The organism is Paraplanobispora takensis, from assembly GCF_016863195.1.
Lineage (GTDB): Bacteria > Actinomycetota > Actinomycetes > Streptosporangiales > Streptosporangiaceae > Planobispora > Planobispora takensis.
The window spans coordinates 39,721-65,200 of record NZ_BOOK01000035.1 but is presented as its reverse complement, the minus strand read 5'-3'; the positions used below and the strand labels follow the sequence as shown (position 1 = coordinate 65,200).

Here is a 25,480-nt window from a genome sequence, read left to right as displayed (position 1 = left end):
CCCTGTGAGGTACCGGCATGACCACGGAACGGAAGCTGACCTGCGTCGGCGGCGGTTCGGCGAAAGTCCCGGCTCAGCCGTCCGGTACGGCGGCCGCCGGGGCCGCCGACGAGGACCTCTTCGTCATGCCGGCCGGCTGGGTGCGCAGCCTCCATCCGCGGCGGGGCGGCGTGCAGGTCCCCGCCAAGGGGCCGGACGCGGACGCACCGGCGAAGGTCGCCGCGACGCTGGCCCAGTACCGGCAGGTGATCCTCGACTCCCTGGAGCTGTGCTCCGATCCGGAGATCGCCGGAGCGGGCGCGGCATACCTGGCCGGGGACACGACCCCGCTGGGCGCCGCGGTGGCCGCCGAAGTGGTGGGCGCGCACGTGGAATGGCAGGACACGACGACGCTGCCCGCGTTCGCCGACGCCTGGCTGCTGGAGCACGGCCCGGTGTTCGCGGCGGCGGCGGTGGCCGAGCTGAGCTCGCTGAAATACGGCGACGACCACTACCACCACTACTACCGCAGGACGGGGCCCGCCCTGCCGATCCGGCGGATGAGCGCGACCGACCAGCCCGGCCGCTGGTGGGGCTGGAACCGGCCGGAGCTGCCCCTGCGGGTCCGCGCCGCCGTCGCGGCGACGTCGGATGCCGAATACGCCGAGGTGGTGGCCGCGCTGGCCCTGTGCCGTGAGGCGGGGCCGCACCATCGGGCGGCCGCGTCCTACCTGGTGCCGACCGAGACCGACTGGGTGGACGCGGACTGCGCCGAAGCCGTCGCCGTCAACTCCAACCTCGCCGCCTGCCTGGTCGCCGCGATCAGCACCCCGGACCAGGCGGCACTGATCGCGAGCCACGTGCCGAGTTTCCAGGTGGCCTACGCTCTCGCCACACCGGCCACGCTCGTCGACGGCATGGGCACCGCGGCCGCGCCGGTCCTGGCCGGATGGCTCGACGACGCCCAGACCACGGAGGAGCGGCAGCGTCTGCTGACGGTGATCGTCGAGCTGCCGACCGACGAGGCGATGCGGGCGCTGATCGACCGGATCGAGCACAAGCACGTCCAGCCGGCGCTCCTGCGGGCGGCGGCCCGCTTCCCGCGCCGGGCGATGCGGATGCTGGCCGCCTCCGGCGGCAAGGTCGCGGGTGAACTGCTCCGTGCCCACGTGCTGGCCCACCTCGACCTGGTGGACGAGGTGCCGGCGGAGGTGGGCGACGCCGCCGCGCAGCGCATCAGCGCGATCTCGGCCGCCGCCACGGCCGCCACCGCTCCGCCCGAGGCCCTGCCCGAGGTGCTGGTCAGCCCGCCGTGGACACGCCGGCGTACGGCCCGCAAGCCGGTGGTGGTGAGCGGCCTGGTGTGCGCGGACGAGCCGGCGGTGGTGTGGGCACCGGGCGAACGAGACTCCTGGCGCTCTGTCGGATCGTGGTGGAGCGAGGACTACCACCGGAACTGGAGGAAGATCGCCGCCGACATCGCTGCCCGGCGGGGTCATAGCGGCTGGCACGGGGAGGTGTCCCTGTTCGTGGCCGGGCCGGAGGAACTGGCCAGGCCGTTGATCGAGACGTGGCGCCCGGCCGACCTGTGGGGCGTCTCCGACTGGATCCGGGCGGTGGTCGCCCGCTTCGAGCTGGACGCGCTGCCCATGGCGGTCGACAGCGCCCGGAAGAACCCCGGACAGGTCGCCCCGGCGCTGCTCCCGTTCGCCGGCCCGGAGATCGCCGTGCTGATGGCCGAGTGGCTGGCCCGGCTGAAGTCGGTGCGGGCCACCGCCCTGGCCTGGCTGGCGCGGCACCCCGACGCCGCCGCCCGGGCACTGGTCCCGGCGGCCCTGGGCAAGCCGGGTGCGGCCCGCCGGCAGGCCGAGCAGGCCCTGCTGGCGCTGGCCGCGGGCGGCGACCGCGACGCGGTGGCCCGAGCCGCCGCGGGGTACGGCCCGGCCGCCGAAGCCGCGATCGCCGACCTGCTGGCGGTGGACCCGCTCGACGTGCTCCCCGCCAAGATCCCGGCGGTGCCCGGCTGGGCCGATCCGGCGATCCTGACCCGCATCCAGCTGCGCGGCGGCGCCGGGGCGCTGCCGGTCGAGGCGGCCCGCCACGTGATGACGATGCTGGCGATCTCCCGGCCCGGTGACCCGTACCCCGGCATCTCCCTGGTCAAGGAGGCCTGCGACGGCCGGAGCCTCGCGGACTTCGCCTGGGCGCTCTTCCAGCGCTGGCAGGCGGCCGGACATCCGTCCAAGGAGAGCTGGATGATGGACGCTCTCGCGGTGCTCGGCGACGACGAGACCGTCCGCAGGCTGACCCCGCTGATCCGGACCTGGCCCGGCGAGGGCGGGCACAGCCGGGCCGTCGCCGGCCTGGACATCCTGGCCGCCCTCGGGTCCGAGGTCGCGCTGATGCACCTGCACGGCATCGCCGAGAAGGTCAAGTTCGGCGGGCTCAAGAACCGGGCCCGGCAGAAGATGGCCGAGGTCGCCGCCCAGCTGGGCCTGGAGCCCCAGGAGCTGGCCGACCGGCTGGTGCCGGACTTCGGCCTGGCCGCCGACGGCAGCCTGACCCTCGACTACGGCCCCAGGACGTTCGTCGTCGGCTTCGACGAGCAGCTCAAGCCGTACGTGGCCGACTCCGCGGGCAAGAGGCTGAAGAGCCTGCCCAAGCCGGGCGTCAAGGACGACGCGGAGCTGGCGCCCGCGGCATACCGGCGTTTCACCGGGCTGAAGAAGGACGTCCGCACCGCGGCCGCCGACAACATCCGCAGGCTGGAGCAGGCCATGGTGGACCGGCGGCGCTGGAGCGCCGAGGACTTCACCCGGCTGCTCGCCGGCCACCCGCTGCTGTGGCACATCGTGCGGCGGCTGGTCTGGGGATACTACGACTCCTCGGGCGCGCTGCTCGGCGCGCTGCGTGTGGCCGAGGACCGCAGCTTCGCCGACGTCGAGGACGAGACGCTGACCCTGCCGGACGACGTGGTCATCGGGGTCGCGCACCCGCTGGAGCTGGGCGGGACCCTCGGCGACTGGGCGGAGGTGTTCGCCGACTACGAGATCCTGCAGCCGTTCCCGCAGCTGGGCCGGGAGGTCTACACCTCGGCCGAGGACCTCGACCCGGACGCGTTCACCGAGATCCCGACCGGCCGGGTGCTCGGTCTGGAGCGGCGGGCCTGGCGGCGCGGCGATCCGCAGGACGCCGGCTGGCAGGGGTGGATCGAGCGGGATCTGCCCGGCGGCGGGACCTTCACGGTCGGTCTCGAACCCGGTGTCGCCGTCGGCTACATCGAGATGGAGCCGGAGCAGACCCTGCACGTCTCCAGGCAGGACTTCGACGGCCTCGACCCCGTCACCGCCTCCGAGATCATGCGCGACCTGCGGGAGCTCATCCGATGAACGACCACATCCAGCGGCCCCCGGCCGAGGTGCGCTACGCCGACGAACTGGCCCGGCTGCGGGAGAGCGACGACGGCGACCGGCCGCCCGGCTGGGCGCTGAGCCTGCGGGCCGCCCGGCGCTTCGTCATCGGCGAGGAGAAGCTCGGCGTCAGCCGCAAGTTCGTCGGCGACCCGTCGCTGATCGACCGGGCCCTGGTGACGCTCGCGACCAACCGGGGACTCATGCTGGTCGGTGAGCCGGGCACCGCGAAGTCGCTGCTGTCGGAGCTGCTCGCCGCGGCGGTCAGCGGCACCTCGACGCTCACCGTCCAGGGCGGCGCGGCCACCACCGAGGACCAGATCAAATACTCGTGGAACTACGCGCTGCTGGTCGCCGAGGGCCCGTCGACCCGGTCGCTGGTGCCCGCTCCGCTGCTGCGCGGCATGGCCGAGGGCAAGGTGGTGCGCTTCGAGGAGATCACCCGGTGCCCGCTGGAGGTGCAGGACTGCCTGCTGTCGCCGCTGTCGGACCGCGTGCTCGCCGTACCCGAGCTGACCGGCCCCGAGTCGATGGTGTTCGCGAAGGAGGGCTTCACCGTCATCGCCACCGCCAACACCCGCGACCGCGGCGTCAACGAGATGAGCGCCGCGCTCAAGCGGCGCTTCAACTTCGAGACCGTCTTCCCCATCCCCGACCTCGCCACCGAGCTGTCGCTGGTGGAGGCGGAGGCCACGGCGCTCCTGCGGCGCTCGGGAGTCGGCGCGCCGCCCCGGCGCGACGTGCTGGAGGTCCTGGTCACCGCCTTCCGCGAGCTGCGCGAGGGACAGACCGGGCGGGGTGACGCCACCGACCGGCTGTCCGGGGTGATGAGCACCGCCGAGGCCGTCTCGGTCGCGCACGCCGTCGGGTTGCGCGGCTGGTTCCTGCGCGGCGAGCCCGGTACGGCGGCCGACCTGGTGTCCTGCCTGGCGGGGACCGCGGCCAAGGACAGCCCGGAGGATCTGGCGACGCTGCGCAGATATCTGGAGCAGCAGGCCGGCGGGTGGCGCGGCGACCAGTGGCGGGCCCTGTACGAGGCCCGTCACCTGCTGCCGGGCTGACGATGACCGTGACGTCCGTCTCACCTGCTGCCGGGCCGGTGACGGCCGCGACGTTCATCGGCGTCCGGCACCACAGTCCCGCCTGCGCCCGGCTGGTCGCCGACACCGTCTCGGCGTTGCGGCCGGCGTACGTGCTGGTCGAGGGCCCGGCCGACATGAACCACCGGCTCGGGGAACTGCTGCTCGGGCACGAGCTGCCGATCGCGGTCTACACCGGCTACCGCGACGCGCAGCGCCGGCACGGCTCGTGGGCGCCGCTGTGCGACTACTCCCCTGAATGGACGGCGCTGACAGCGGGCCGCGCCGTCGGCGCCGAGCTGCGCTTCATCGACCTGCCCGCCTGGCACCCGGCGCTGGCCGAGGTCCGCAACCGCTACGCCGACGCCGAGGCCCGCTACGCCGAGGTGGTCGAGCGGCTGTGCCGTACCTTCGCGGTCGACAACGTGGACGCGCTGTGGGACCACCTGTTCGAGATCGAGCCCGCCGACGGGCTGGCCGAACGCCTGGCCGCCTACTTCGACCTGGTGCGCGGCGACGCCGAGCCCGGCGCCGGAGACATCGCCCGCGAGGCCTACATGGCGCGGTGGGTCCGGGCCGCCGTCGCCGACGCAGGTGGGCGGCCGGTCGTCGTGGTCACCGGCGGCTTCCACCGCCCCGCGCTGGTCCGGCTGGCCGAGCAGGGTGAGCGGACCTGGCCGGAGCTGCCGGAACCGCCCGATGACGCGGTCGTCGGCAGCTATCTGGTGCCCTACTCCTTCCGGCGGCTGGACGCCTTCGACGGCTACCAGTCGGGCATGCCGTCGCCGGGCTACTACCAGCGGCTGTGGGAGTCGGGCCCGGCGCAGGCCGCCCGCGGGCTCACCGAGGCGGTGACGGTACGGCTGCGCGCACGGGGCCGGCAGGTGTCCACCGCGGACCTGATCGCCGCCCGGGCCACCGCGGACGGGCTGGCGCTGGTGCGCGGCCACCGGCATCCGGCCCGGGTCGACGTGCTCGACGGCCTGGCGAGCGCCCTGGTCGGCGAGGCGCTCGACGTTCCGCTGCCGTGGGCGACCCGCGGGCGGCTGCAGGCGGGCAACCACCCCGCGATCGTGGAGATGGTCGCGGCGCTCAGCGGTGACCGGACCGGCCGGCTGCACCCGTCGACCCCGCTGCCGCCGCTGGTGCACGCCGTCACCGAACAACTGCTCCGCCACGGTCTGGACGGCTCCGGCGAGGTGCGCCTCGACCTCGGCCAGGAGATCGACCGGGAGCGCAGCAGGCTGCTGCACCGCTTGCGGGTGCTGGCGATCCCCGGCCTGGTGCGCGAGTCCGGGCCGCACCTGGCGGGCCCTGCGGTGCTGGTCGAACGGTGGACGCTGACCGACGCCGACGACCGGCTGCCCGCCCTGATCGAGGCCGGCGGCTACGGCGTGGACCCGCAGGAGGCGGCCGCCGCCGCCCTCGCGGAGAAGGCCGCGGCCGCGGACCCCGATCAGCTGGCCGGCCTGCTGTTCGACGCGGCGCTGTGCGGCGTCGGCGAGCTGACCGGGCGGGTGCTGGAGGACCTGTCCCGGGCCGTCGGCGCGGCGGCCGACCTGGGATCGCTGGGCCGTACGCTCACCGTCGTCCTGGCGATGTGGCGGCACGGCGACCTGTTCCGGATCAGCCGCAGCACCACACTGGGCACGGTCATCGCGGCCGCCACCCGCCGGGCCCTGTGGCTGGCCGAGGGGGTGCGGGGCGGTGCGGCACCGGCCGACCCCGGGCGGATCGACGCCATGATCGCGATCCGCGACGCCCTGACCCACGCCGCGACACCGCTCGAACTGGACACCCGGGCGGCCCTGGGGGTCGCCGACCGGATCGCCGCCTGCCACGAGGCGCCGCCCGACCTGCGGGGCGCGTCGTTCGGCCTGGGCTGGTCACTGCGCGGTACGGCCGTCGCCGACCCCGAGCGGGCGGTACGCGGCGCGTTCGCCCCGGCCTCGGCGGGCGACTGGCTGGCCGGGCTGTTCGCGCTCGCCCGTGAGGAGGTGCTGCACGCCCCCGGGATGCTGGAGCTGCTCGACGAGCTGGTGGGGGCGATGACCGGCCACGACTTCCTGGTGGCGCTGCCGGCGCTGCGTCAGGCGTTCGGCTACTTCCCGCCCCGGGAACGGCACATCATCGCCACCCGCCTGGTCCGGTGGCGCACCGGCTCCGGCCGGGACCTGATGCGGCTCGACGCGGCACCGGAGCTGGTGGCGGCCGGGATGGCACTGGACGAGCGGGTCGACGCGGCGCTGCGCCGGGAGGGACTGATCACATCATGACCATGCTTGTCCCGGTCACGCCGGTCCGGCCGGTCACGAGGCCGGAGGAAGTCTCATGATCGACCCCACCCTCGAACGCTGGCGCCTGCTGCTCGGCGAACCCGGCGGCGCCTGCCTCGGCGGGCAGCGGCTCGACGCGCAGGCCGCCGCCCGCGACGCGGCCATGGACTGGCTCTACGGCCGTGACGACGACCTGCGTAAGCGAGGCGTACGGCGCGGCGGTCCACGGCACGGCGGCACGGAGGAGTCGGTGCCGACCACCGTCGACTGGCTCGACGACATCACCCGGCTGTTCCCGAAGGAGACGGTCGAGCGGCTGCAACGCGACGCGGTCGAACGCTACGAGATCCACGACGTGGTGACCGACCCGGCCGTGCTGGAGCGCATCGAACCCAACCCGGCGCTGCTCAAGGCGGTGCTGCGCACCAAGCACCTGATGAACCCGCGGGTGCTGCGGCTGGCCCGGCGGATCGTGGAGACGGTCGTCCGGCAGCTGACGGAGAAGCTCGCCACCGAGGTGCGCACCGCGTTCTCCGGCACGAAGGCGCGCCGTCCCGGCCGGCTGCGGCAGGCCCGCAACTTCGACGTCACCCGGACCATGCGCGCCAACCTGGGCCGCTATCAGCCCGACACCGGCAAGGTGGTGATCGAGACTCCGTACTTCTTCACCCGCACCCGCCGCCACCTCGAACAGTGGCAGGTGATCCTGCTCGTCGACCAGTCCGGGTCCATGCTCGACTCGGTGATCCACTCGGCGGTCACCGCGGCGTGCCTGTGGGGGCTGCCGGGCGTGCGCACCCACCTGGTCGCCTTCGACACCGAGGTCGTCGACCTGACCTCCGACGTCGACGACCCGGTGGAGCTGCTCATGAAGGTCCAGCTCGGCGGCGGCACCGACATCGCCCGCGCGACGGCGTACGGCGCCGATCTGGTCGACCAGCCCCGCAGGGCGATCGTCGTGCTGATCTCCGACTTCTACGAGGGCGGCGATCCCGGCCGGCTGGTGCGCGTCGTCCGCGGCCTGGTCGAGCAGGGTACCAAGGTGCTGGGCCTGGCCGCCCTCGACGAGCAGGCCAACCCCGACTACGACCGGGGCCTGGCGCAGCGCCTGGCGGACGCCGGGGCGCACGTGGGCGCGATGACCCCCGGCGAGCTGGCCTCCTTCGTCGCGGAGCACGTGGGCCGATGAGAACCGACCTGCTCGCGCTCACCCCCGACTCCCTCGCCGCGCTCACCAACCGGGGCCTGGTCAAGCGTGCCGCCAAGGAGCTCGACAACGCCGCGCCGCGGCTGCGCACCGACGCCGACGGCACGGTGCACGGCGAGTTCCCCGACGGCCCGACCGCCGGCCTGCCTCCCGGCGGCCTCGACGCCGGGCGGTGCACCTGCGGCGCCACCGGCGTCTGCCGCCACCTGATCGGCGTGATCATGGCCTATCAACGCGCCGAGCGGCCGGACGAGGAAGTCCCGGTCGAGCAGCGCGCCGACCGGCCGAGCGAGGGATCCCCGGCTGAGCAGCGCGCCGGCGAGCCCGGCGTGGAACTTCCAGCCGGCCGGCGTGTCGAGGGGCCCGGCACGGGACGCCCGCCCGCCCGGCCGTCCGTGTCCTGGTCTCCGGGGCAGGTGACCGACGACGAACTCACCGCCAGGATCGGCACCCGCATGATGGCCGCCGCCCGCCGTACCGAACAGGCCGGATACACCGCCCGCGTCCGCCGCGCCACCGCCGCCGATCCGGTGCCGCAGGTCGAGCTCGCCACGGCGACCGTACGCTTCCTGGTCCCCGGCGACCTCGGCTTCGTGCACACCGACACCGTCGCGGGCAGCCGCGACGAGATCATCGCCTTGGCGGTGTGGGCGTTCCGCGCCGCCGACGACGGGCACCCCGGCGTGCCCGACGTACGGGTCGACGTCGGCGGCGTCGAAGCGGGCACCGGCTCCGGGCTGGAGCGGGCACTCGCGCTGGCCGCCACGGTCCTGCACGACGGCGCGACGCATCTCGGGCCGAGCCTGCAGACCACCGTCGCCGACGTGCGCCGCCACCTCGACGACGCCGGTCTGCGCTGGCCGCTGCTGGCCGTCGACGACCTCGCCGAGCAGCTGACCGCCTACCACGGCCGCGGCGCCCACTACCGTCCGGAGCTGCTCGCCGGTCACATCGCCGAGCTGCACGCCCGCCACCGTACGGTGACCCGCCCGGATGCCACCCTGCGCAGCAGCGTGCTGGGCACCGCGGAGGCCGCCGAGACACCCCTGCGCCGGGCCCGCCTCGACAGCCTCGGCTGCCGCGTCCGGGCCCTCGGCGACCAGCGGATCGCCGAGGTGTACCTCGCCCACGGCGCCGGCGCCATGGTGCTCGTACTCCGCCGCCACTGGGACGGCGACGCCGACGGCGCGGAACTGTCACGACGGCGGATCGCCACGACCACGCTGTCCGCGCTCGCCGCCGGCAACCTCGTCACCGAATCCGCCGTCCGCAGCGCCAGCCGGACGGTGCGGCTGGCCACGGGACGGATCTCCAAGACCACCGTCAGCCCCTCGCGGGGCGCCTGGGACGAACTGCCGCCGTCACTGGTGGCAACCGACTTCGCCGCCCTCGCCCGCGAACTCGACACCCTCGCCCCCCGGCCGATCCGCCCGCGTGTCGAAGCGGAGCTGGTCCGAGTCGTCGCCGTGGCCGGAGTGGAGTCCGTCACCTACGCCCCCGGCGACCAACGCCTCGACGCCGTGATCCTCGACCGGGCGGGCCACGCCGCCACCGTCAGCGCCACCCACACCGGCGCCGCCCCCGGCCGCCTCGACACGCTGGCCGCCGTACTCGCCGGCGCGGAAGGCGAGCTGCGTTTCATCAGCGGCATCGTGCGAAGAACGGCCGGAAACATCGTCATCGAGCCGGTGGGCCTGGCGACCGGCGACCGGGTCGTCGTCCCCGACCTGCGGCCCGCGGGAAACTCCGGCAGGCTCACGACCACTGACGCGCCCCCTCGCGAACCGCTGGCCGCGGCTCTGACCGACACCCGGGATCTGCTCGCGGAAGCACCCCACCGGGGCCTGAACCACCTGCCCCCGACGTACGGCGGTCGGCTCGCCGACGCGGCGCACCGGCTGACCGCACTCGGACTGCACCGCGTCGCCCAGGCCGTCACGGCCTTCGCGGCGACGCTGACCGGCGACCGCGACCAGAGGACCGAGCACGCCTGGGTCGACGCCTACCTGCGCCTGGAAATCGCCCTTGACCTGTGCTGACCGGCCCGATTCACAAGCGGGATGATGTGTTCCGGCTTTGATGGAGTTTTTGTCATTTCCGAAAATGGCGGGCTTGTCATTTCGCCGGTGATGACGACGGTGCCGGTCCTTGAGCGGGGGTCCTTTGCCTGCCCGTTCCGGACCGCCGGGCAGACCGGGTTTTCCTCGTCCCTTGTAACGCCCTGCCTGATCTTCTCCAGGATGTCCGTCGATATCTCGGCGGTGGATCAGTGGCCCATCGAGGCGCCCCCGTCCACCGGAATCACCGCGCCCGTGAGATAGGACGCCTGCGGTGAGGCCACGAAGCGGACCACGTCCGCGATCTCCTCGGGCGTCGCCATCCGCTGCAGCGGGATCTGGGCGCACATGTCGGCGATGCGCTGCTCGGGGAGCACGGCCGTCATGTCGGTGTCGGTGAGGCCCGGGGCGACGACGTTGACGGTGACGCCGCGCTTGCCGAACTCCCACGCCAGCGAGCGGGCGAACCCGATCAGACCGGCCTTCGAGGCGGCGTAGTTGCTCTGGCCCTGCTCCCCGCGGAGCCCCACGGTCGAGGAGATGAAGACGATGCGGCCGCGGCGGGCCTTGAGCATGGCCGGGGCGACACGCTTGGCGACGCGGAAGGCCCCCCTGAGGTTGGTGTCCAGTGTGGCGTCGAAGTCGTCCTCGGTCATGCGCAGGAGGAGCTTGTCGCGGGTCACGCCCGCGTTGGCGATCAGAACCTCCACGGGACCGTGCAGGGCCTCGACCTCGGTGATCGCGCGGGAGACGTCGTCGGGGGAGGTCACGTCGCACCGGTAGCCGGGCAGGTCCGGGGGAGGGGCGGTGGTGCGGTAGGTGACCGTCACCTTGTCGCCTGCGGCGGCGAAGGCGCGGGCCACGGCCAGGCCGATGCCGCGGGCGCCTCCGGTGACCAGGACGGAGCGGGTCATGGCGTCTCCCTGTACATGGAGGTGAAGGCGGCGGCGATGCGGTCGGAGGTGATCTCACCGCCCTCGGCGTCCGCCATGGACTGGATCACGTCGGCGAACTCGCGGCGGTCCGCCACGGGCACGTCCACCCCGTGGTGAGCGCTCATCACGTACGCGACGCCGCCCTTGCCGGACTGGCTGTTGATGCGGACCATCGCCTCGTACGATCGGCCCACGTCGTTCGGGTCGAGCGGCAGATACGGGACGCGCCACGGCAGGTCGCCCTCCGGCACACCGGCCTCGCCCGCCTCGCGGCTGAGCGCGTCCATGCCCTTCTTGATGGCGTCCTGGTGCGAACCGGAGAAGGCCGTGTAGACCAGGTCACCCGCGTACGGATGGCGGGCGTGGACGGGCATGCCCGTGCAGTGCTCGGCCACCTGCCGCACCTCGTCGATGTCGGAGAAGTCGATGCCGGGGTCGATGCCTGCGGTGAGCAGGTTCATGCCGAGGGTGACCAGGCACACGTTGCCCGCGCGTTCGCCGTTGCCGAACAGGCACCCCTCGACGCGTTCGGCGCCGGCCAGCAGGCCCAGCTCGGTGGCGGCGACGCCGGTGCCGCGGTCGTTGTGGGGGTGGATCGACAGGCACACGTGCTCACCCCGCCGCAAATTACGGTCGAGCCATTCGATCTGGTCGGCGAAGACGTGCGGTTGAGATCGTTCCACCGTGGTGGGGAAATTGAGGATCATCTCGCGCCCCGGACCGGGCTCCCAGGCGTCCATGACCGATTCGCAGACCTCGACGGCGAAATCCGGTTCCGTTTCGTTGAACACCTCGGGGGAGTATTGGAATCGGAGATCGCAGTCTGCGAGTGTGCGCTCTGCGAACTTCATCATGACGTGTGTCCCGCGCACCGCCATGTCCTTGCACTCATCGCGGGACATTTTGAAGACGACCTGTCGGAAAACGGGTGCGGTGGCGTTGTAGAGATGGAAGGTGGCCCGCGGCGCGCCGCGCAGGCTTTGCATGCTCTGCCTGATCGCCTCGTCCTTCGCGGGCACGAGCACGGTGATCCACACGTCCTCGGGGATGCGCTCCTGCTCGATCAGCATGCGGACGAACGCATGATCATCCCTGCTGGCGACGGGGAAGCCGACCTCGATCTCCTTGTATCCCATGCGGACCAGAAGCTCGAACATCGCCAGCTTCCGCTCGGGGTCCATCGGGACGGCGAGGGACTGGTTCCCGTCGCGCAGGTCGGTGGACAGCCAGCGCGGCGCGGCGGAGAGGCGCTGGTCGGGCCAGGACCGGTCGGGCAGCGACAGCGGGATGAATTGTTTATACCGGTCGGCGGATATTTGAGCGCGTTGCATGTCCCCGGATTTCCTTTCTCGGTCGCGTGCATGGCCGGATTTACGCTACCGCCGGGGCGTGGGAGCCAACAAGTACGAGGGAAAATATCGGAAGTAGTAGACCGGCCTACAACTTTCCATGTCCCCCTTACCGGAGGTCAATATTTAATGCAGCCTCATCATTATGCCAAGCGTCCGGACTTCCTCGGTTCCTTCTCCCTTCGTCCTCGCCAGGGACGGCGCCAACATGATGCGCATGTGCCTGCTGGAGACGCGCCCGTCGGTGCTCGCGCTGTTCGGGCTGCGTTTCGCCGCGGGGGCCGTCCTGGGTGCGAGCGTGCTCGGTCCCGGCGAGGGCACCTGCCTGCAGGTGGCGGGTACCGCCCTGGTCTGGGTGACCGCCATCTTCGCCGTCTACCTGTACAACGGGGTCGCCGACGTCCGGGAGGACCAGGTGAACGGGTCGGCGCGGCCGATCGCCAGGGGCGCGCTGGCGCCCGGTGCCGCGCTCGCCGTCACCTGCCTGGCCGTGCTCGGCGCCGTCGTCGGAGCGATGCACCTGCCGGTGCCGGTCTCGTGGATGGTGCTGGTCCTGCTGGCGCTCGGCTATCTGTACTCCGGTCCGCCGTTCCGTCTCAAGCGCCGCTCGGTGGGCACGGCCGTGATCGGCATACTCGCCTGTCTCCTGACGTACGCGGCCGGCTTCCTGGTCCAGGCCGCCGACGACTGGGTCGTGCAGGTGGAACTGCTCGTGGTGTTCACGCTGGCCGTCTCGTTGTGGACGGGACTCGTCGGCAGCCTGACCAAGGACCTGTCCGACATCAAGGGCGACGCCGCGGCGGGCCGGATGACGCTCGGCGTCACCCGCGGAGAGGGGGCGGTCCGGCTGCTGGCGGCCGTCGCGGCGCTGGGTACGGCGTGCGCGTTCGCGTTGGCGGTGGTGATTTTGCGGCTCCCGCTGATGGCCGCGGCGGTCATGATGGTGATAGGCGCGGGTGTGGTAACGGTCGTTACCCTCGGTCCGCTCTCGAGGGGGAACCGGACGCGCCGCAGGCGACCGTATCGCGCGTACATGATGACGCAGTATGTAGTTCATCTGATTTTAGTTGGAACGATGGTCATATCTCCTGTTGCCTGACCAACATAAAATGGGTAAAAATATGCCATCCGGTTTCCCTAGGTCCGGAGGCGGCGTAGGTGGGGACGCATGCACACGGGGCACAAAACTTCACGGTCGTCGTAGACGGCTGTCGCGAGGAGATCCTCCGCGAATACACTCGCAGGCTCGGAGTCGAATGCGCTTCGCTGGTGCGCGAACCAGCGACGTTGCGGCAATTGATTTCCAACGCCGAGGAGATTCTGGACGACGTGGTGATGGCCCTGTCCGAGGGCAGGGTCCCGACGGAGGCCTCCATCAGCCGCCTCGCCTGGGACATCGGCGCGGACCGGGCTGAGGCGGGCATCCATCCGAAGGAGTCGCTCGACGCGGCTTCGATCTTCTTCAGGGTCGCGCTGCCCTCGCTGAGCGAGGCGCTGATGCCGTTCCCCGACTTCGTCCGGTTGTTCAACATCGTGGCGATGAGCCTGGAGCACAGCATCTCGGCCCGGATCCGCACGGCCTCGGCGAGCTACACGGGGTTCCTGCTCAACCGGCTGCACAACGTGCAGGTCGAGGAGCGCCACCGGATCGCCAGGGAGCTGCACGATCGCATCGGCCACGGGATCAGCGTCGCGCACCAGCAGCTCGAACTGCACGAGTACAACCTCCTCGCGGAGCCGGCCAGGGCGTCGGGGAACGTCAAGCTCGCCGAGCGGGCCATCCAGGAGACCATGCGCAACCTGCGTCAGGTCACCTCCGAGCTGTACCCGAACGAGCCGCTCAAGAGCCTGGAGAAGGCCCTGCTCGGTTACCTCGACACCGTGGACACCCGCGAGACGGCCGTCGGCCTGCACATCAACGGCGACGAGGCGTGGGCCTCGCCCGAGGTGCGCGACGAGTCGTTCCTCATCTTCCGCGAGGCGCTGCGCAACGCCCTGGGGCACGCGCGCGCCTCGGCGGTGCTGATCCGGATCGACATCGCCCCGCACGAGATGCGGGGCATCGTGCAGGACAACGGGTGTGGCTTCTCGGGGAAGGAGTCCGCCTCCTCGGGGATGGGCCTGAGATCGATGCGCGAGCGGGCCGAGCTGCTCGGCGGCTCCGTCGTCGTGTCGAGTGAACCGGGCAAGGGGACCTCAGTGGAATTCCACGTGCCGATGGCGACGTCATGAGCCAGCCGACGACGGTGGGCATAGTCGACGATCACGCCCTCTTCCGCGAGGGCCTGCGCGAGATCCTGGAGGCCTGCGACGGCCTCAAGGTGGTCGGCGAGGCGGGCGATTCAGGTGAGGCGCTGGCCCTGGTCGAGCGGGAGCGCCCGGACGTGCTCATGCTCGATGTCGAGATCCCCGGCGACGACGTGCTCGACACGGTCGGCAGGGTGCGGGTCATCTCGCCCGCCACCAAGATCATCGTCCTGAGCATGTACGACGGTCCCCAGCTCCTGCGCAGGCTGTTGTCCAGCGGCATCCGCGGCTACCTGCTCAAGAGCGTGCACAGGGAGGAGGTGATCTCCGCGATCAGGAGCGTGGTCAGCGACCCCGAGCGCCTCGTGCTGGCCGTGTCGCGCGACAGCCTCGCCCAGGTCCACGCCCCCACCCCGAACACCTTGACCGACAAGGAGCGGCAGGTCCTGGAGTTCGCCGCCCAGGCGCTCAGCAACCAGCAGATCGCCACCCGGCTCGGCCTCACCGAGGCCACCGTCAAGCGCCACCTGCGCAACGTCTTCGTCAAGCTCGGGGCCGTCTCCAGGATCGACGCCGTCAACCGGGCGATCGCCGCGTCGCTGATCAGCGTGCCGCGTGATTCCGGCTCGATGCCGAAGGGCTTCGGCTAGCGCCTGCCAGCGCATCACTCGCCGTCCGCGGGGGTGAACACGCGGGCCAGCCGCTCGCACGTCTCGCGCGTCAGGTGCACGCCGGCCGCGGCGATGTCCATCTCCAGCTGGATCGGGTCGAGCGCGCTGGGCAGCGGCACCACGTCCGGGGTCCTGGACAGCAGCCAGGCCACGGCCAGGCGGCTCATGCCGATGTCGAGGTCGGCCGCGATGTCCTGCGCCGCGCGCAGCATCCGCAGGGCGCCGGGTGACAGGCGCGAGTCGCGCCCGGCCAGGTCTGGCGCGCGCCCGCCGAGCAGCCCGCGCGCGAACGGGCAACGGGCGACCATGCCGATGCCGAGCTCCCTGGCGACGGGGAACTGCTCGGCCTCGGCCTCCCGATGCTTGACCGAGTACTCCGCCGCCAGCGCCGTCACCGGATGAACGGCGTGGGCCAGCCGGAGCTGCCCGGCCGAGCCGTCGAGCAGGCCGATGTAGCGGACCTTGCCGTCGGCGACCAGCTCGGCCAGTTCGGCGATGCCGCTCTCGATGCGCGCGGGCGGCCCGGCGCGCAGGTAGTAGATGTCGATGTAGTCCACGCCGTAGCGGGCCAGGGTGTCCTCACAGGAGCGCCGCAGCGACTCGGGCCGCTCCTGGTGCGAGGCCGCCAGGAGCAGGTCGGCGCGGTGGGTGGACAGCGCCTTGCCGATCAGCGGCTCCAGCTCGCTGCCCGCGTCCAGGTCGCTGACGTCGAACAGGGTGATGCCCGACTCGATCGCGTAGTGCACCGTCTCGATCCACGCGGCCGGGTCCGCACGTCCGAACACGCCGGTCAGCGACAGGCCGACGCACGATGACACGGGCCCGTACCGGCCCAGCCTCCTGTACTGCACAGGATCACCTCCTCGTCGTTCACAGATACGTCGCCGCCCGGCCGCGGAAGGCCCACCACCCCATCGCCTGGAAAGCGAGCACCAGGGGGATCGTCAGCACCGCCACCGGGAACAGCAGCCGGAGTGTGGCGGCGTCCGCCGCGGCCTCGGCGACGGTCATGCCGCCTTCGCCACCCGCGACCGCCAGGACGTTCGGGTACAGGCCGAACCCGATGATCGGCACGGGGAGGGCCGCGGCGCAGGATGTGGCGGCGAACGCCCACCTCGGAGCCTGGCGCGCCAGCGCGTACACGGCGCAGGCGAGGACACCCGGGAGCGCGGCGGCGAGCGCGGTCATGAGCACGCCACCCGCCGCGAGGCCCGACGCCGCGCCCACGGCCGCGGCCGCCACCGTGCCCAGGGCCGCCGCCGCCAGCAGCGGCCTTCCCGCGCGCGCCGCCCGCCGGCGCAGGCCGTCGCGGGTGCGCATGGCGATGAACGCCGCGCCGTGACCGGCGAAGAGCGCCACCGCGGTGGCCGCGCACACCAGCACGAACGGGTCGAGCAGGTCGGCGAGCCCGACCTCGAACGTCACACCGCCCGCGGTCCGGGCGGGCAGGCCGCGCAGGAGGAGCCCGGTGACCAGACCCCAGCCTGCGGCCGCCACGAGCCCGCCCGCCAGGGCGAGCGCGCCCCAGACGCCGCGCGCCGCGTGGCCGGTGTGACGGCTGCGCAGCTGGACGGCCACGCTGCCGAGCACGACGCCGCCGACGATGGCGGACACCGGGAGGAACAGCGAGGACAGCAGGGCGGCCTCGAAATGGGGGAAGGCCCCGATGAGGACACCGGCGAACGCCACCAGCCACACCTCGTTGCCCAGCAGGAACGGCCCGAAGGAGTTGAGCGCCAGCCGCCGCTCGTGCTCGTCGCGGGCCAGCGGACCGTGCAACATCTGCACGCCGTAGTCGTAGCCGCCGAGCACGAAGTACCCGGTGAGCAGCAGCCCCAGCAGGGCCAGCCAGATCGTTTCCAAGAGAGCCTCCCTACAGGCGGACCGCGACGACGGGCCCCTCGGGGGTGGCCGCCGCCGGCGTACCGAGGTCGGTGTCACGCGGACCGCGCCTGGCGTAGCGGGCGATGAGGCACCAGTTGGTGATCGCCAGGGCGCCCAGCAGGGTGCTGAACCCGATCAGGGAGGCCAGCATCGTCCCCGGCCCGGCGGGGGAACGGGCCTGGGAGGTGAGCAGTTCCCCGTACACCGCCCACGGCTGCCTGCCGACCTCGCGCACGAGCCAGCCGAGCGTGGCCGCGACGAACGGGATGGGCACGATGAGGACCACGACGAGCGCGGCGGCGCGTGAGCGGGCCAGCACGTCGCGGATCAGGAACGCCGCCCCGAGCAGGGAGATCACCACGATGAAGAACGCCGAGGTCATCATGACGTCGTAGGCGCCGGTGATCCAGCCGGGCGGCGCGTAGTCGCCGGGCCCCAGCCGCTCGGCCATGGCCGCCTGGACCTGCGCCACGGTGTCCGTGCCGCGGTCCTCGGGCAGCAGGACCTCGCGCAGCGCGGCCGTCTTCATCGGCTGCGCCTCGTGCAACGGCGGGATCTGCCGGAACCCGGTCTCGGCCACGGCGATCGAGAACGGCGCCGCGAGCGCCAGCCCGGCGCGGGCGGAGCTGAGGAAGAACGGCACCTCGTGGGTGCGCCGGATGAACTGGTAGGCGCTCACCCCGGCCACGAACCCGCCCCCGGCCACCAGGGCCGCCGACACGACGTGCCACATGGCGTACAGGGCGTTGGGGTTGGTGAGCATGGCGGAGAAGTCGGTCAGGTACGCCACCCCGCCCCTGACCTCGTGACCCACCGGGTGGTGCATGAAGCCGTTCGCCACCAGGATCCAGTACGCGGAGGCGTAGGCGGTCAGCGTCACGAGCCAGAACAGCAGCATGTGCACCACTTTGGGCAGCCGCCCCCACCCGAAGATCCACAAGCCGAGGAAGGTGGACTCGGCGAAGAACGCGACCAGTGTCTCCATGGCCAGCGGCGCGCCGAAGACGTTGCCGGCGAACACCGACAGCCCACTCCACGACAACCCGAACTGGAACTCCATCACGAGCCCGGTGGCGATGCCGAGCACGTAGTTCACGACGTAGATCTGCCCCCAGAAACGGGTCATCCGTTCGAAACGCGGGTTCCCGCCGAAGACGTGCCGCGCCTGCATGTACGCCACCAGCGGCGCCAGCCCCAGCGTGAGCAGCACGAACAGCCAGTGGAACCCGACGGTGACGGCGAACTGCACCCGGGCCAGGATCTCAGCGTCCATCGCCGCCGCCCCGGAGCAACGCGGCGGCCAGCTCCTTGAGCGCGTTCACGTCCACCTTGCCGTTGCGGTTGACGGGGAACTCGGGCAGCGTCACGACGGCGTTGGGCCGCTCGTAGGAGGCCAGGCAGGCGCGTAGCCGGCCGCGCCAGACGCGCTCGTCGTGGACGGCGTCCTGGACGAAGAAGACCAGCACGGCCCCGGCGCGTTCGTCGTCGAGCGCGACGACCTTGACGGGCGCGCCGCACTCTTCCGCGCGGCGTTCGAGGTACTCGGGGTAGAGGGTGTGGCCGAGGCGGTGCACGGCGTTCATCCTGCCGTACACGTGCAGGACGCCGTTCCCGTCGATCCTGCCGAGGTCGCGGGTGCGGAACCAGGGCTCGTCGTAGGGAGCCAGGCTGCCGTCGGGCCGCAGGTACCCCTCCAGCCTGCCGGGGGTGCGCACCTCGACCTCCCCGACTTCGCCCTCGCCGGCGTCCTCGTCCGAGGCGCGTACGCGCACCTCGACGCCCGGCAGCGGCCTGCCGCAGCCCTCGGCCAGATCGGGGAGGGCGAGGGCGATGTTGCCCGTCTCCGTCATGCCGTAGCCGTCGAGCAGCGGCTGGCCGGTGGCGTCGCGGAAGCGCTCGGCCAGGGGGCGGTTCAGCGGCGCGCCGCCCACGCACCACATGCGGACCTTGCGCAGGCCGTCCAGGTGGGCGGGGTTGCGGGCGAACAGGGTGAGCATGCCGTGATAGGTGGGCGGGGTGCCGTCCACCACGGTGGCGCCGGACTCGGCGATCGCGGTGAGCGCGGGCTCCAGCCTGCGGTAGGGCGCGACGAGCAGCCCGCAACCGGTCAGCCACCAGATGAGCAGCAGCGACATGCCGTACTGGTGGGAGAAGGGCAGCAGCGGGGCGAGCACGTCGTCACGCGTGTAGCCCATGTGGGCGGCGGTGACGCGGGAGTTCTCCAGCACGGCGCGGCCGGACTTGACCACGGACTTGGGCGCGCCGGTGGTGCCGGAGGACCACATGACCACCGCGTCCGCACGGCTCTCCCAGCGGTCGAGCACGATCGTCCCGGCGGCTGCGGGGTCGGCGGGGTCGGCGGGGTCCGGCGCGGCGGGGGCGGTCAGGTCCAGTACGGCGGAGCCGGGCAGCGGGATCCCGTCGGCCGTGGCCCCGGCGACCGCCCAGCGCACGTTCGCGGTGCGGGTCATATGGGCGAGCTGGTCGGCCGCGAGCTGCGGAGCCGCCAGCACGATGGACACGTCCAGATGGCACAGCGCCAGCAGCGCGGCCACGAACGAGGACGAGTTCTCGCCGGTCAGCAGCACCCGCTCACCCGGGCGCACCCCCTGCCGGGCCAGGCGCGCCGCCAGCCCGAGCGCCTGCTTCTCGACCGCGGACGGCCACAACACCTCGGTCACGACATCACATCCGCGGGCAGCAGGACCTGGCTGTGGTCGGCGAGCACCAGCCGCGCCCCCGCCGGCTCGGCGACGACCCGGGCGTTGCGGCCGATCAAAGAGTTCCTGAGCGGCCCCACCCCCAGTAAGGAGGCCCCTTCCAGCACGATGGAGTGCTCGACCATGCTGGAGTCCACCTCGCAGTCGGGGCCGAGCGAGGTGTGCGGGCCGATCACACTGGCGGTCACGGTGGCGCCGACGCCCACGACCGCCGGGCCGATCACGCGGGAGCCGCGGACGGAGGCCCCCGCGTCCACGAACACCCTGCCGAGCAGTTCGCTGTCGTCGTCCACGTCGCCGAGCACCAGCGGATCGAGCCGGGAGAGCACCTCGCGGTTGCAGTCGAGCACGTCGTCCACGCAGCCGGCCGTGTTCCAGTAGCCCTGCGCCGAGTGGGCGAGCACCGTACCGCCGTGCGTGATCAGCCACGACACCGCACCGGAGAGCTCGCGGGCGCCGCGCCAGTCCGGCCGGGCCGACAGGACGGCCTGGTGGACGGCGGGCCCGAAGACGTACGGGCCGATCAGCGCCCGGCCGGACGACGGGTGTCCCGGCCCCCGCGTCACCCCGGTCACCCGGTCGTGCCCGTCCACGACGGCGATCGGCCGCTCCCCGCCCCGCGTGACGTCGCCCACCATGGCCATCGCGTCGGGCCGCCCGCGCCGCGCGAACTCCGCGACCAGGCCGGGCAGATCGTCGAGCACGACGTCGTCGGCGCGCAGGACCAGGAAGTCGTCGTCACCCAGGTAGTCCCTGGCGACCAGCACGCACCCGCCGAGCCCGGAGGCGGGCCCGGAAGAGAAGCCGGCGTCGTCCTGCTGGAGGTAGGTCACGTCGAGGCCGAAGGCCGCGCCGGTGCCGACGTGCTTGCGTACCGCGGCGCCGGACCCGGCCGAGACGACGATCGCGGTCTCGCAGACGCCCGCCTTCCTGATCGATTCGAGGCCGTAGGAGAGCACCGGCCGGTTGGCGACGGGTACGGCGTGGCCGTGGGGACGCGGACGCGTCCCCACGTGCCCCGCCAGGATGAGAGCCTTCACTGTCGTGAACCCTTCCGATGAGAATGCCGTCAGGCCGCGCCGGCCTTGACCCGGCGCCGGGAGCCCTGTGCGTGCAGCATCCGGTACCGGAGCTGACGCAGCTCCCGCGAGGGCTCCAGGCCGAGCTCGCGGTCGAGCACGGCGTGCAGTTCCTGGTAGGCGCCCAGGGCCTCGTTCCGCCTGCCCACCTGGCACAGCGCCTCCATGAGCCGGCCGTGGAACCACTCGTTGAGCGGGTTGGTCGCGACCAGGAAACGCAGCTCCCCGATCAGGTCGCGGCCCCTGCCGATCTCCAGATCGGCCTCGATGCGCAGTTCCAGCGCCCGCAGCCGCGCCTCCTCCAGATCGGCGAGGTAGGCCTCCAGCACCTGGCCGGGCGCGACGTCGGTGAGCGGGTGCCCGGCCCACAGGTCGAGTGCGAGCCGCAGCCGCCGCGCCGCCTCCTCCGGCCGCCCGGCGGCGAGGCAGGCGCGGCCCTCGCCGGCCAGCCGGCGGAAGGCGAACACGTCCACCTGCTCCTCGGGCACCCGGACGAGGTAGCCGGGCGGCCGCGTGACGATCAGCTCGTCGCCGGAGGGCAGGCCGCGCTCGTGATCGAAGAAACGGCGAAGCTGGTAAATGTAGGTCTGTATCGTTGTGAGAGCGCTCTTCGGAGGATTTTCCCCCCACAACTCCGACATGAGCGTCCCGGTGTCCACGATCTGGTTCGCGTTGAGCAGCAGCAGGCCGAGTATCTGCCGCTGACGTGGGGCGCTCAGATGCCAAATCCGCCCCCCTGAGCTGATTTCCAGAGAACCGAGGACTTTGAATTCGACCATCAGGCTGAACCCCAATCTCGGACCGGTTCCGGTCGCTGTCGAAATTGACGCTATCCAGCCCCAGGTGTGGTCACAACAGTTGTTCACCAAGGTCACGCCGGGGGTATCGAAAGGAGTAGTCCCGGTCGCGACGTCCGATACGCGAACGAGCGAGGCGGGTCCGATCGCCGGTCCGCCTCGCTCGTGTGCGCCATGGATCACCCGCCGCGGGGCTTGAACGGACACCTCCACTCGGGCTCGGTGAACCGGCCGCCGTAGTGCCGGGCCTCATCTTTATAGGTGACGAAACTCGGGTTCGCGGAACCGTGAAAAGCGCGTTCCCGGCTGCGTATCTTGCTGCGCAGTTTGAAGAACTTGATGCCCAGCGCATTGAATTGCACGTGGGAGTTGAAAACCAGTGCCGGTCTGCTGAATCTGCGGCTCGGCCGGGACGCCCCGGAATGCAGCCCGACCACGAAGAACGGGTGCGAGCCCACCGAGTAGGCGAAATCCGCCGACTCCGGATCGGAGTCGTAGGTGTCGTTCCAGGGGTGGGTCTGGCTGTCGAGGTCGTGCATGGCCTGCAGATGCCGCCACAGCAGCGCCTCGTACTCGTGCTCGGACAGGTCGAGCGGCCCTTCGAAGGTGGCCACGAAGGAGGTGAAGCTGCGCGAGGAGGGCTCGAAGGTCTCCAGGAACGCGAGCACGTCGCGGTGGTGGGCCCGGACCGACTCCGCCGCGCCCAGCTCCGGATAGTGGTGGTGCACGATGGCCTTCTTGTGCAGCGCGGCCCGGGCTCCGAGGCAGACGAAGTCGCCCTGCTCGATGAACGCGGCCAGGGCGGCGTAGGCGTCGTCATCCATGCCGGAAGCTCCAAGATCAGAGAGGGATGTTGCCGCGCGAGCCCCGGGCGGGGGTCGCGCGGGCGATGGCGCGCGCGATCGCGCCGCGGGTGGCGTCCGCGGCGATGATCTCGTCCACCACGCCCAGGTCCACGGCCCGGTCCAGGCCGCCGATGGTCCGGTCGTGCTGCTCGGCCAGTTCCTGCTCCATCGCGGCCGTCTCCTCGGGCGTCGCGCAGGCGGCCAGGCGGCGGCGGTGCAGGACGCGGACGGCCGCGACCGCCCCCATCACCGCGACCTCGGCCGTCGGCCAGGCGAACACACGGGTGGCGCCGAGCGAACGCGCGTTCATCGCGATGTACGCGCCCCCGTACGCCTTCCTGGTCACCAGCGTGACCCGGGGCACGGAGGCGCCGGCGAAGGCGTGCAGGAGCTTGGCCCCGCGCCGGACTATGCCGTCCCATTCCTGGCTGACGCCGGGCAGGTAGCCGGGCACGTCCACGAGGACGACGAGCGGCACCCCGAACGCGTCGCACATCCTGACGAACCTGGCCGCCTTCTCGGCGGAGAGCGCGTTGAGGCAGCCGCCGAGCCGTATCGGGTTGTTGGCGATCACCCCGATCGTGCGTCCGCCGAGCCTGCCCAGGGTTGTCACGACGTTCGGCGCCCATCTGGCGTGCAGCTCCAGGCCGCGCTCGTCGAGCAGCCCGTCGATCAGCGGCTGCACGGCGTAGGCGCGCCTGGGGTTGTCCGGCAGCAGAGCGGAGAAGTCCACCTCGGCCACCTCGCCGGGCGGGCCGCCCTGGTCGCCGAGCAGTACGGTGAGCTCCCGCGCCCGCTCGAACGCCTCGGCGTCGGTCTTCGTGGTCACGTGCACGACGCCGCTCTTGGCGGCGTGGGTGGCCGGGCCGCCCAGGGTGACCATGTCCACGTCCTCGCCGGTGACGCTGCGGACCACGTCGGGCCCGGTGACGAAGATGCGGCCCTGGTCGGACATGATCACGATGTCGGTGAGCGCGGGCCCGTAGGCCGCGCCGCCCGCGGCGGGGCCGAACACGACGGAGATCTGCGGCACCACGCCGGAGGCGCCGGTCATGGCGCTGAAGACGGCGCCCACCGCGTTCAGTGAGCCCACGCCCTCGGCCAGCCGGGCGCCGCCCGAGTGCCACAGGCCGATGATCGGCGCGCCCATGCGGACGGCGACGTCGTAGGCGTCCGTGATGTGCTCGCACCCGGCGGTGCCCATCGCGCCGCCCTGGATCCGCGGGTCGCTGGCGAACGCCACCGCGGTGACGCCGCCCGCCCGGCCGATCCCCGCCAGCACACCGCTGTCGTCGGCGGGGGCGAGCAGCACCAGTGAGCCGGGGTCGAAGAAGGAGCTGAGCCTGAGCAGCGGGTCTCTGGGGTCCGCCGCCCGCGCGTCCTCGGCCTTCCCCACGTCCTTGGGGAGAAGGCCGGGGCCGCGGGCGCCGTCGAGGACGGTCATGCGCGTCGTCCCTCAGCCGTGAGCACGTGCTCCGTGACAGGCTCCGTCAGGCTGGGCAGGACGGGGGCGCGCCAGATCTGCACGGCCGCGGCGATCAGCCACACCGCCGGCACCAGCATGCCGAACAGCGGATAGAGCACGCCGTAGCCGAGGTCGCTCAGGCCGGTCGCGTAGAGGTAGCCGGCCGTCAGCACACCGCCGACCCCGCCGGTGACGCCCACCCAGCCGATCCACCGGGCGTACAGGCCGCTGAGGATCATGGCCAGGCCGTAGGCGACCGGGGCGAGCCCGGCCACCAGCAGGACGCCGGTGATCTCGGTCGAGTACGCGCTCCGGGAACTCGCGCTGAAGATCGCCTCCTGCACGCTCCCGGTCCGCTCCCAGGTCTGGGTCAGGAACATGTGCACGTAGCCGTCACGCGCGTAGGTGGCGATCAGCAGGGCGACACCGGCGACGGAGAACCCGTTGCCGATCATGGCCAGCGGCCTCGCGGGCGTCCCGGCGAACGTCTCACCCACGGTCAGCAGCCCGGCCAGCCGCAGCGAGGTGCCCAGCGTGACCGCGAAGTGCAGCAGCACCCACAGTTCCGGTGATGCGGCGATGCCCTTCATGTACGCCGCCGCGCTCACGTCGGCGAACGGGTCCTGGATCGCCGCCAGCACGGCCAGCGCGCTCAGCACGGCCAGCGCGACACCGGCGATCCCGGCCGCCGCGCCGATCCTGAACACGGTTCTCTTCTCAGTCACCCATCGCATGGAATCCTCCATCCACGTGAACCACTTCTCCGGTCGTCGCGGGGAACCAGTCGGACATCAGCGCCGCGCAGGCCCTGGCGACCGGCTCGCAGTCGTCGGCCTTCCAGCCGAGCGCCGAGCGCGCGTCCCAGCTCGCCTCGACGCCGGCGAAGCCGGGGATGCCGCGGGCTGCGACGGTCCGCAGCGGCCCGGCGGCGACGAGGTTGACCCGGATGCCGCGCGGCCCGAGGTAGCGCGCCAGGTAGCGGGAGCAGGACTCCAGCCCGGCCTTGGCCACGCCCATCCAGTCGTAGTTGGCCCACGAGACGGTGGCGTCGAAGTCGAGACCGACGATCGAGCCGCCCGCGGGCATCAGCGGCGCGCAGGCCACGCCCAGCGCCTTGAGCGAGTACGTGGACACGTGCAGGGCGGTCGAGACCTCCGCCCACGAGGTGTCCAGGAAGTTGCCGCCCAGCGCGGCCTCGGGGGCGAACGCGATCGCGTGCAGCACGCCGTCCAGCCGGTCCACGCCGAGCCGGTCGCCCAGATCGGCCAGGTGGCCCTCGTCGGTGACGTCCAGCTCGACGACGCGGGTGCCGGGGTCGGGCAGGCGGCGGGCGGTGCGCTGGACCAGGCTCATCCTGCCGAAACCGGTCAGCACGACGTTCGCGCCCTGCTCCTGGGCCACCCTGGCCACGTGGAAGGCGATGCTGGCGTCCGTCAGCACGCCGGTGACCAGCAGGGTCTTGCCGTCCAGGATGCCCATG

The 25,480-nt window shown here is 72.2% G+C and carries 19 protein-coding genes and 1 pseudogene; 8 read left to right on the top strand and 12 right to left on the bottom strand.

The genetic code is table 11. The features are described from left to right. The first annotated feature begins 17 nt into the window (after window positions 1-17). Genes Pta02_RS23715 through Pta02_RS23695 form a run of 5 tightly spaced genes read left to right on the top strand, consistent with a single transcriptional unit; the run spans window position 18 to window position 9,990 of the window. Window positions 18-3,368 (top strand): DUF4132 domain-containing protein, encoded by a 3,351-nt coding sequence (locus tag Pta02_RS23715; protein ID WP_203877122.1) that lies wholly within the window; start codon window positions 18-20, stop codon window positions 3,366-3,368. Further along, on the top strand, window positions 3,365-4,450 hold the full coding sequence (locus Pta02_RS23710) for an ATP-binding protein (protein WP_203877121.1): 1,086 nt from the start codon (window positions 3,365-3,367) through the stop codon (window positions 4,448-4,450). The genes Pta02_RS23715 and Pta02_RS23710 overlap by 4 nt, the downstream gene beginning before the upstream one ends. A gap of 2 nt (window positions 4,451-4,452) precedes the next feature. After that, window positions 4,453-6,744: a DUF5682 family protein gene (locus Pta02_RS23705; protein ID WP_203877120.1), complete on the top strand. Its 2,292-nt coding sequence runs from the start codon at window positions 4,453-4,455 to the stop codon at window positions 6,742-6,744. A gap of 55 nt (window positions 6,745-6,799) precedes the next feature. Further along, the gene (locus Pta02_RS23700) at window positions 6,800-7,933 is read left to right on the top strand and encodes a VWA domain-containing protein (RefSeq protein ID WP_203877119.1); all 1,134 of its coding nucleotides are present in this window, start codon (window positions 6,800-6,802) and stop codon (window positions 7,931-7,933) included. Further along, complete coding sequence (locus Pta02_RS23695; RefSeq protein WP_203877118.1) at window positions 7,930-9,990, top strand: YehQ family protein; 2,061 nt, start codon at window positions 7,930-7,932, stop codon at window positions 9,988-9,990. Before Pta02_RS23700 ends, Pta02_RS23695 begins: the two co-directional genes overlap by 4 nt. 227 nt (window positions 9,991-10,217) lie before the next feature. Here the strand turns inward: Pta02_RS23695 and fabG are convergent, their stop codons facing one another. After that, the gene (fabG, locus tag Pta02_RS23690; RefSeq protein WP_203877117.1) at window positions 10,218-10,922 is read right to left on the bottom strand and encodes a 3-oxoacyl-ACP reductase FabG; all 705 of its coding nucleotides are present in this window, start codon (window positions 10,920-10,922) and stop codon (window positions 10,218-10,220) included. A gap of 11 nt (window positions 10,923-10,933) precedes the next feature. Further along, a pseudogene (locus Pta02_RS23685) lies at window positions 10,934-12,274 on the bottom strand (2-isopropylmalate synthase); the annotation flags it as partial. Window positions 12,275-12,437: 163 nt separating this feature from the next. On the opposite strand from Pta02_RS23685, the gene Pta02_RS23680 reads away from it, so the two are divergent. The 3 genes from Pta02_RS23680 to Pta02_RS23670 all read left to right on the top strand — a co-directional run bounded on the left by Pta02_RS23680 (window position 12,438) and on the right by Pta02_RS23670 (window position 15,189). Continuing rightward, complete coding sequence (locus tag Pta02_RS23680; protein ID WP_203877115.1) at window positions 12,438-13,391, top strand: UbiA family prenyltransferase; 954 nt, start codon at window positions 12,438-12,440, stop codon at window positions 13,389-13,391. Between the two features lie 170 nt (window positions 13,392-13,561). Next, window positions 13,562-14,524: a sensor histidine kinase gene (locus tag Pta02_RS23675; protein WP_203877114.1), complete on the top strand. Its 963-nt coding sequence runs from the start codon at window positions 13,562-13,564 to the stop codon at window positions 14,522-14,524. Next, window positions 14,521-15,189, top strand: a complete 669-nt coding sequence (locus tag Pta02_RS23670; protein ID WP_203877113.1) for a response regulator — start codon at window positions 14,521-14,523, stop codon at window positions 15,187-15,189. Before Pta02_RS23675 ends, Pta02_RS23670 begins: the two co-directional genes overlap by 4 nt. A gap of 14 nt (window positions 15,190-15,203) precedes the next feature. On the opposite strand, the gene Pta02_RS23665 is transcribed toward Pta02_RS23670, so the two are convergent. The 10 genes from Pta02_RS23665 to fabI form a co-directional block, all read right to left on the bottom strand. Then, on the bottom strand, window positions 15,204-16,061 hold the full coding sequence (locus tag Pta02_RS23665) for an aldo/keto reductase (protein ID WP_203877112.1): 858 nt from the start codon (window positions 16,059-16,061) through the stop codon (window positions 15,204-15,206). Between the two features lie 19 nt (window positions 16,062-16,080). Then, on the bottom strand, window positions 16,081-17,073 hold the full coding sequence (gene cydB / locus Pta02_RS23660; RefSeq protein WP_239131182.1) for a cytochrome d ubiquinol oxidase subunit II: 993 nt from the start codon (window positions 17,071-17,073) through the stop codon (window positions 16,081-16,083). Window positions 17,074-17,083: 10 nt separating this feature from the next. Next, the gene (locus Pta02_RS23655) at window positions 17,084-18,367 is read right to left on the bottom strand and encodes a cytochrome ubiquinol oxidase subunit I (protein WP_203877110.1); all 1,284 of its coding nucleotides are present in this window, start codon (window positions 18,365-18,367) and stop codon (window positions 17,084-17,086) included. Then, complete coding sequence (locus tag Pta02_RS23650; protein WP_203877109.1) at window positions 18,357-19,775, bottom strand: class I adenylate-forming enzyme family protein; 1,419 nt, start codon at window positions 19,773-19,775, stop codon at window positions 18,357-18,359. The genes Pta02_RS23655 and Pta02_RS23650 overlap by 11 nt, the downstream gene beginning before the upstream one ends. After that, window positions 19,772-20,854 carry a sugar phosphate nucleotidyltransferase gene (locus tag Pta02_RS23645; RefSeq protein ID WP_203877108.1) on the bottom strand — a complete coding sequence of 361 codons (1,083 nt, stop codon included), beginning with the start codon at window positions 20,852-20,854 and terminating at the stop codon, window positions 19,772-19,774. Before Pta02_RS23645 ends, Pta02_RS23650 begins: the two co-directional genes overlap by 4 nt. 29 nt (window positions 20,855-20,883) lie before the next feature. Then, window positions 20,884-21,672: an AfsR/SARP family transcriptional regulator gene (locus tag Pta02_RS23640; RefSeq protein WP_203877107.1), complete on the bottom strand. Its 789-nt coding sequence runs from the start codon at window positions 21,670-21,672 to the stop codon at window positions 20,884-20,886. 197 nt (window positions 21,673-21,869) lie between these two features. After that, the gene (gntA, locus tag Pta02_RS23635; RefSeq protein ID WP_203877106.1) at window positions 21,870-22,514 is read right to left on the bottom strand and encodes a guanitoxin biosynthesis heme-dependent pre-guanitoxin N-hydroxylase GntA; all 645 of its coding nucleotides are present in this window, start codon (window positions 22,512-22,514) and stop codon (window positions 21,870-21,872) included. Window positions 22,515-22,530: 16 nt separating this feature from the next. After that, entirely contained in the window at window positions 22,531-23,979 is a 1,449-nt protein-coding gene (locus tag Pta02_RS23630) for a carboxyl transferase domain-containing protein (protein ID WP_203877105.1), read from the bottom strand. Then, window positions 23,976-24,725: a hypothetical protein gene (locus Pta02_RS23625; protein WP_203877104.1), complete on the bottom strand. Its 750-nt coding sequence runs from the start codon at window positions 24,723-24,725 to the stop codon at window positions 23,976-23,978. Before Pta02_RS23625 ends, Pta02_RS23630 begins: the two co-directional genes overlap by 4 nt. Next, window positions 24,718-25,479 (bottom strand): enoyl-ACP reductase FabI, encoded by a 762-nt coding sequence (fabI, locus tag Pta02_RS23620; protein WP_203877103.1) that lies wholly within the window; start codon window positions 25,477-25,479, stop codon window positions 24,718-24,720. Before fabI ends, Pta02_RS23625 begins: the two co-directional genes overlap by 8 nt. Between the last annotated feature and the right edge of the window lies 1 nt (window position 25,480).

Coding starts and splice junctions, on each gene's coding strand:
- Pta02_RS23710 (WP_203877121.1), top strand. CDS start 3,365: ATGAACGACCACATCCAGCGGCCCCCGGCCGAGGTGCGCTACGCCGAC.
- Pta02_RS23705 (WP_203877120.1), top strand. CDS start 4,453: ATGACCGTGACGTCCGTCTCACCTGCTGCCGGGCCGGTGACGGCCGCG.
- fabI (WP_203877103.1), bottom strand. CDS start 25,479: ATGGGCATCCTGGACGGCAAGACCCTGCTGGTCACCGGCGTGCTGACG.
- Pta02_RS23655 (WP_203877110.1), bottom strand. CDS start 18,367: ATGGACGCTGAGATCCTGGCCCGGGTGCAGTTCGCCGTCACCGTCGGG.
- fabG (WP_203877117.1), bottom strand. CDS start 10,922: ATGACCCGCTCCGTCCTGGTCACCGGAGGCGCCCGCGGCATCGGCCTG.
- Pta02_RS23715 (WP_203877122.1), top strand. CDS start 18: ATGACCACGGAACGGAAGCTGACCTGCGTCGGCGGCGGTTCGGCGAAA.
- Pta02_RS23695 (WP_203877118.1), top strand. CDS start 7,930: ATGAGAACCGACCTGCTCGCGCTCACCCCCGACTCCCTCGCCGCGCTC.
- Pta02_RS23670 (WP_203877113.1), top strand. CDS start 14,521: ATGAGCCAGCCGACGACGGTGGGCATAGTCGACGATCACGCCCTCTTC.
- Pta02_RS23700 (WP_203877119.1), top strand. CDS start 6,800: ATGATCGACCCCACCCTCGAACGCTGGCGCCTGCTGCTCGGCGAACCC.
- Pta02_RS23640 (WP_203877107.1), bottom strand. CDS start 21,672: ATGGTCGAATTCAAAGTCCTCGGTTCTCTGGAAATCAGCTCAGGGGGG.
- Pta02_RS23630 (WP_203877105.1), bottom strand. CDS start 23,979: ATGACCGTCCTCGACGGCGCCCGCGGCCCCGGCCTTCTCCCCAAGGAC.
- Pta02_RS23680 (WP_203877115.1), top strand. CDS start 12,438: ATGCCAAGCGTCCGGACTTCCTCGGTTCCTTCTCCCTTCGTCCTCGCC.
- gntA (WP_203877106.1), bottom strand. CDS start 22,514: ATGGATGACGACGCCTACGCCGCCCTGGCCGCGTTCATCGAGCAGGGC.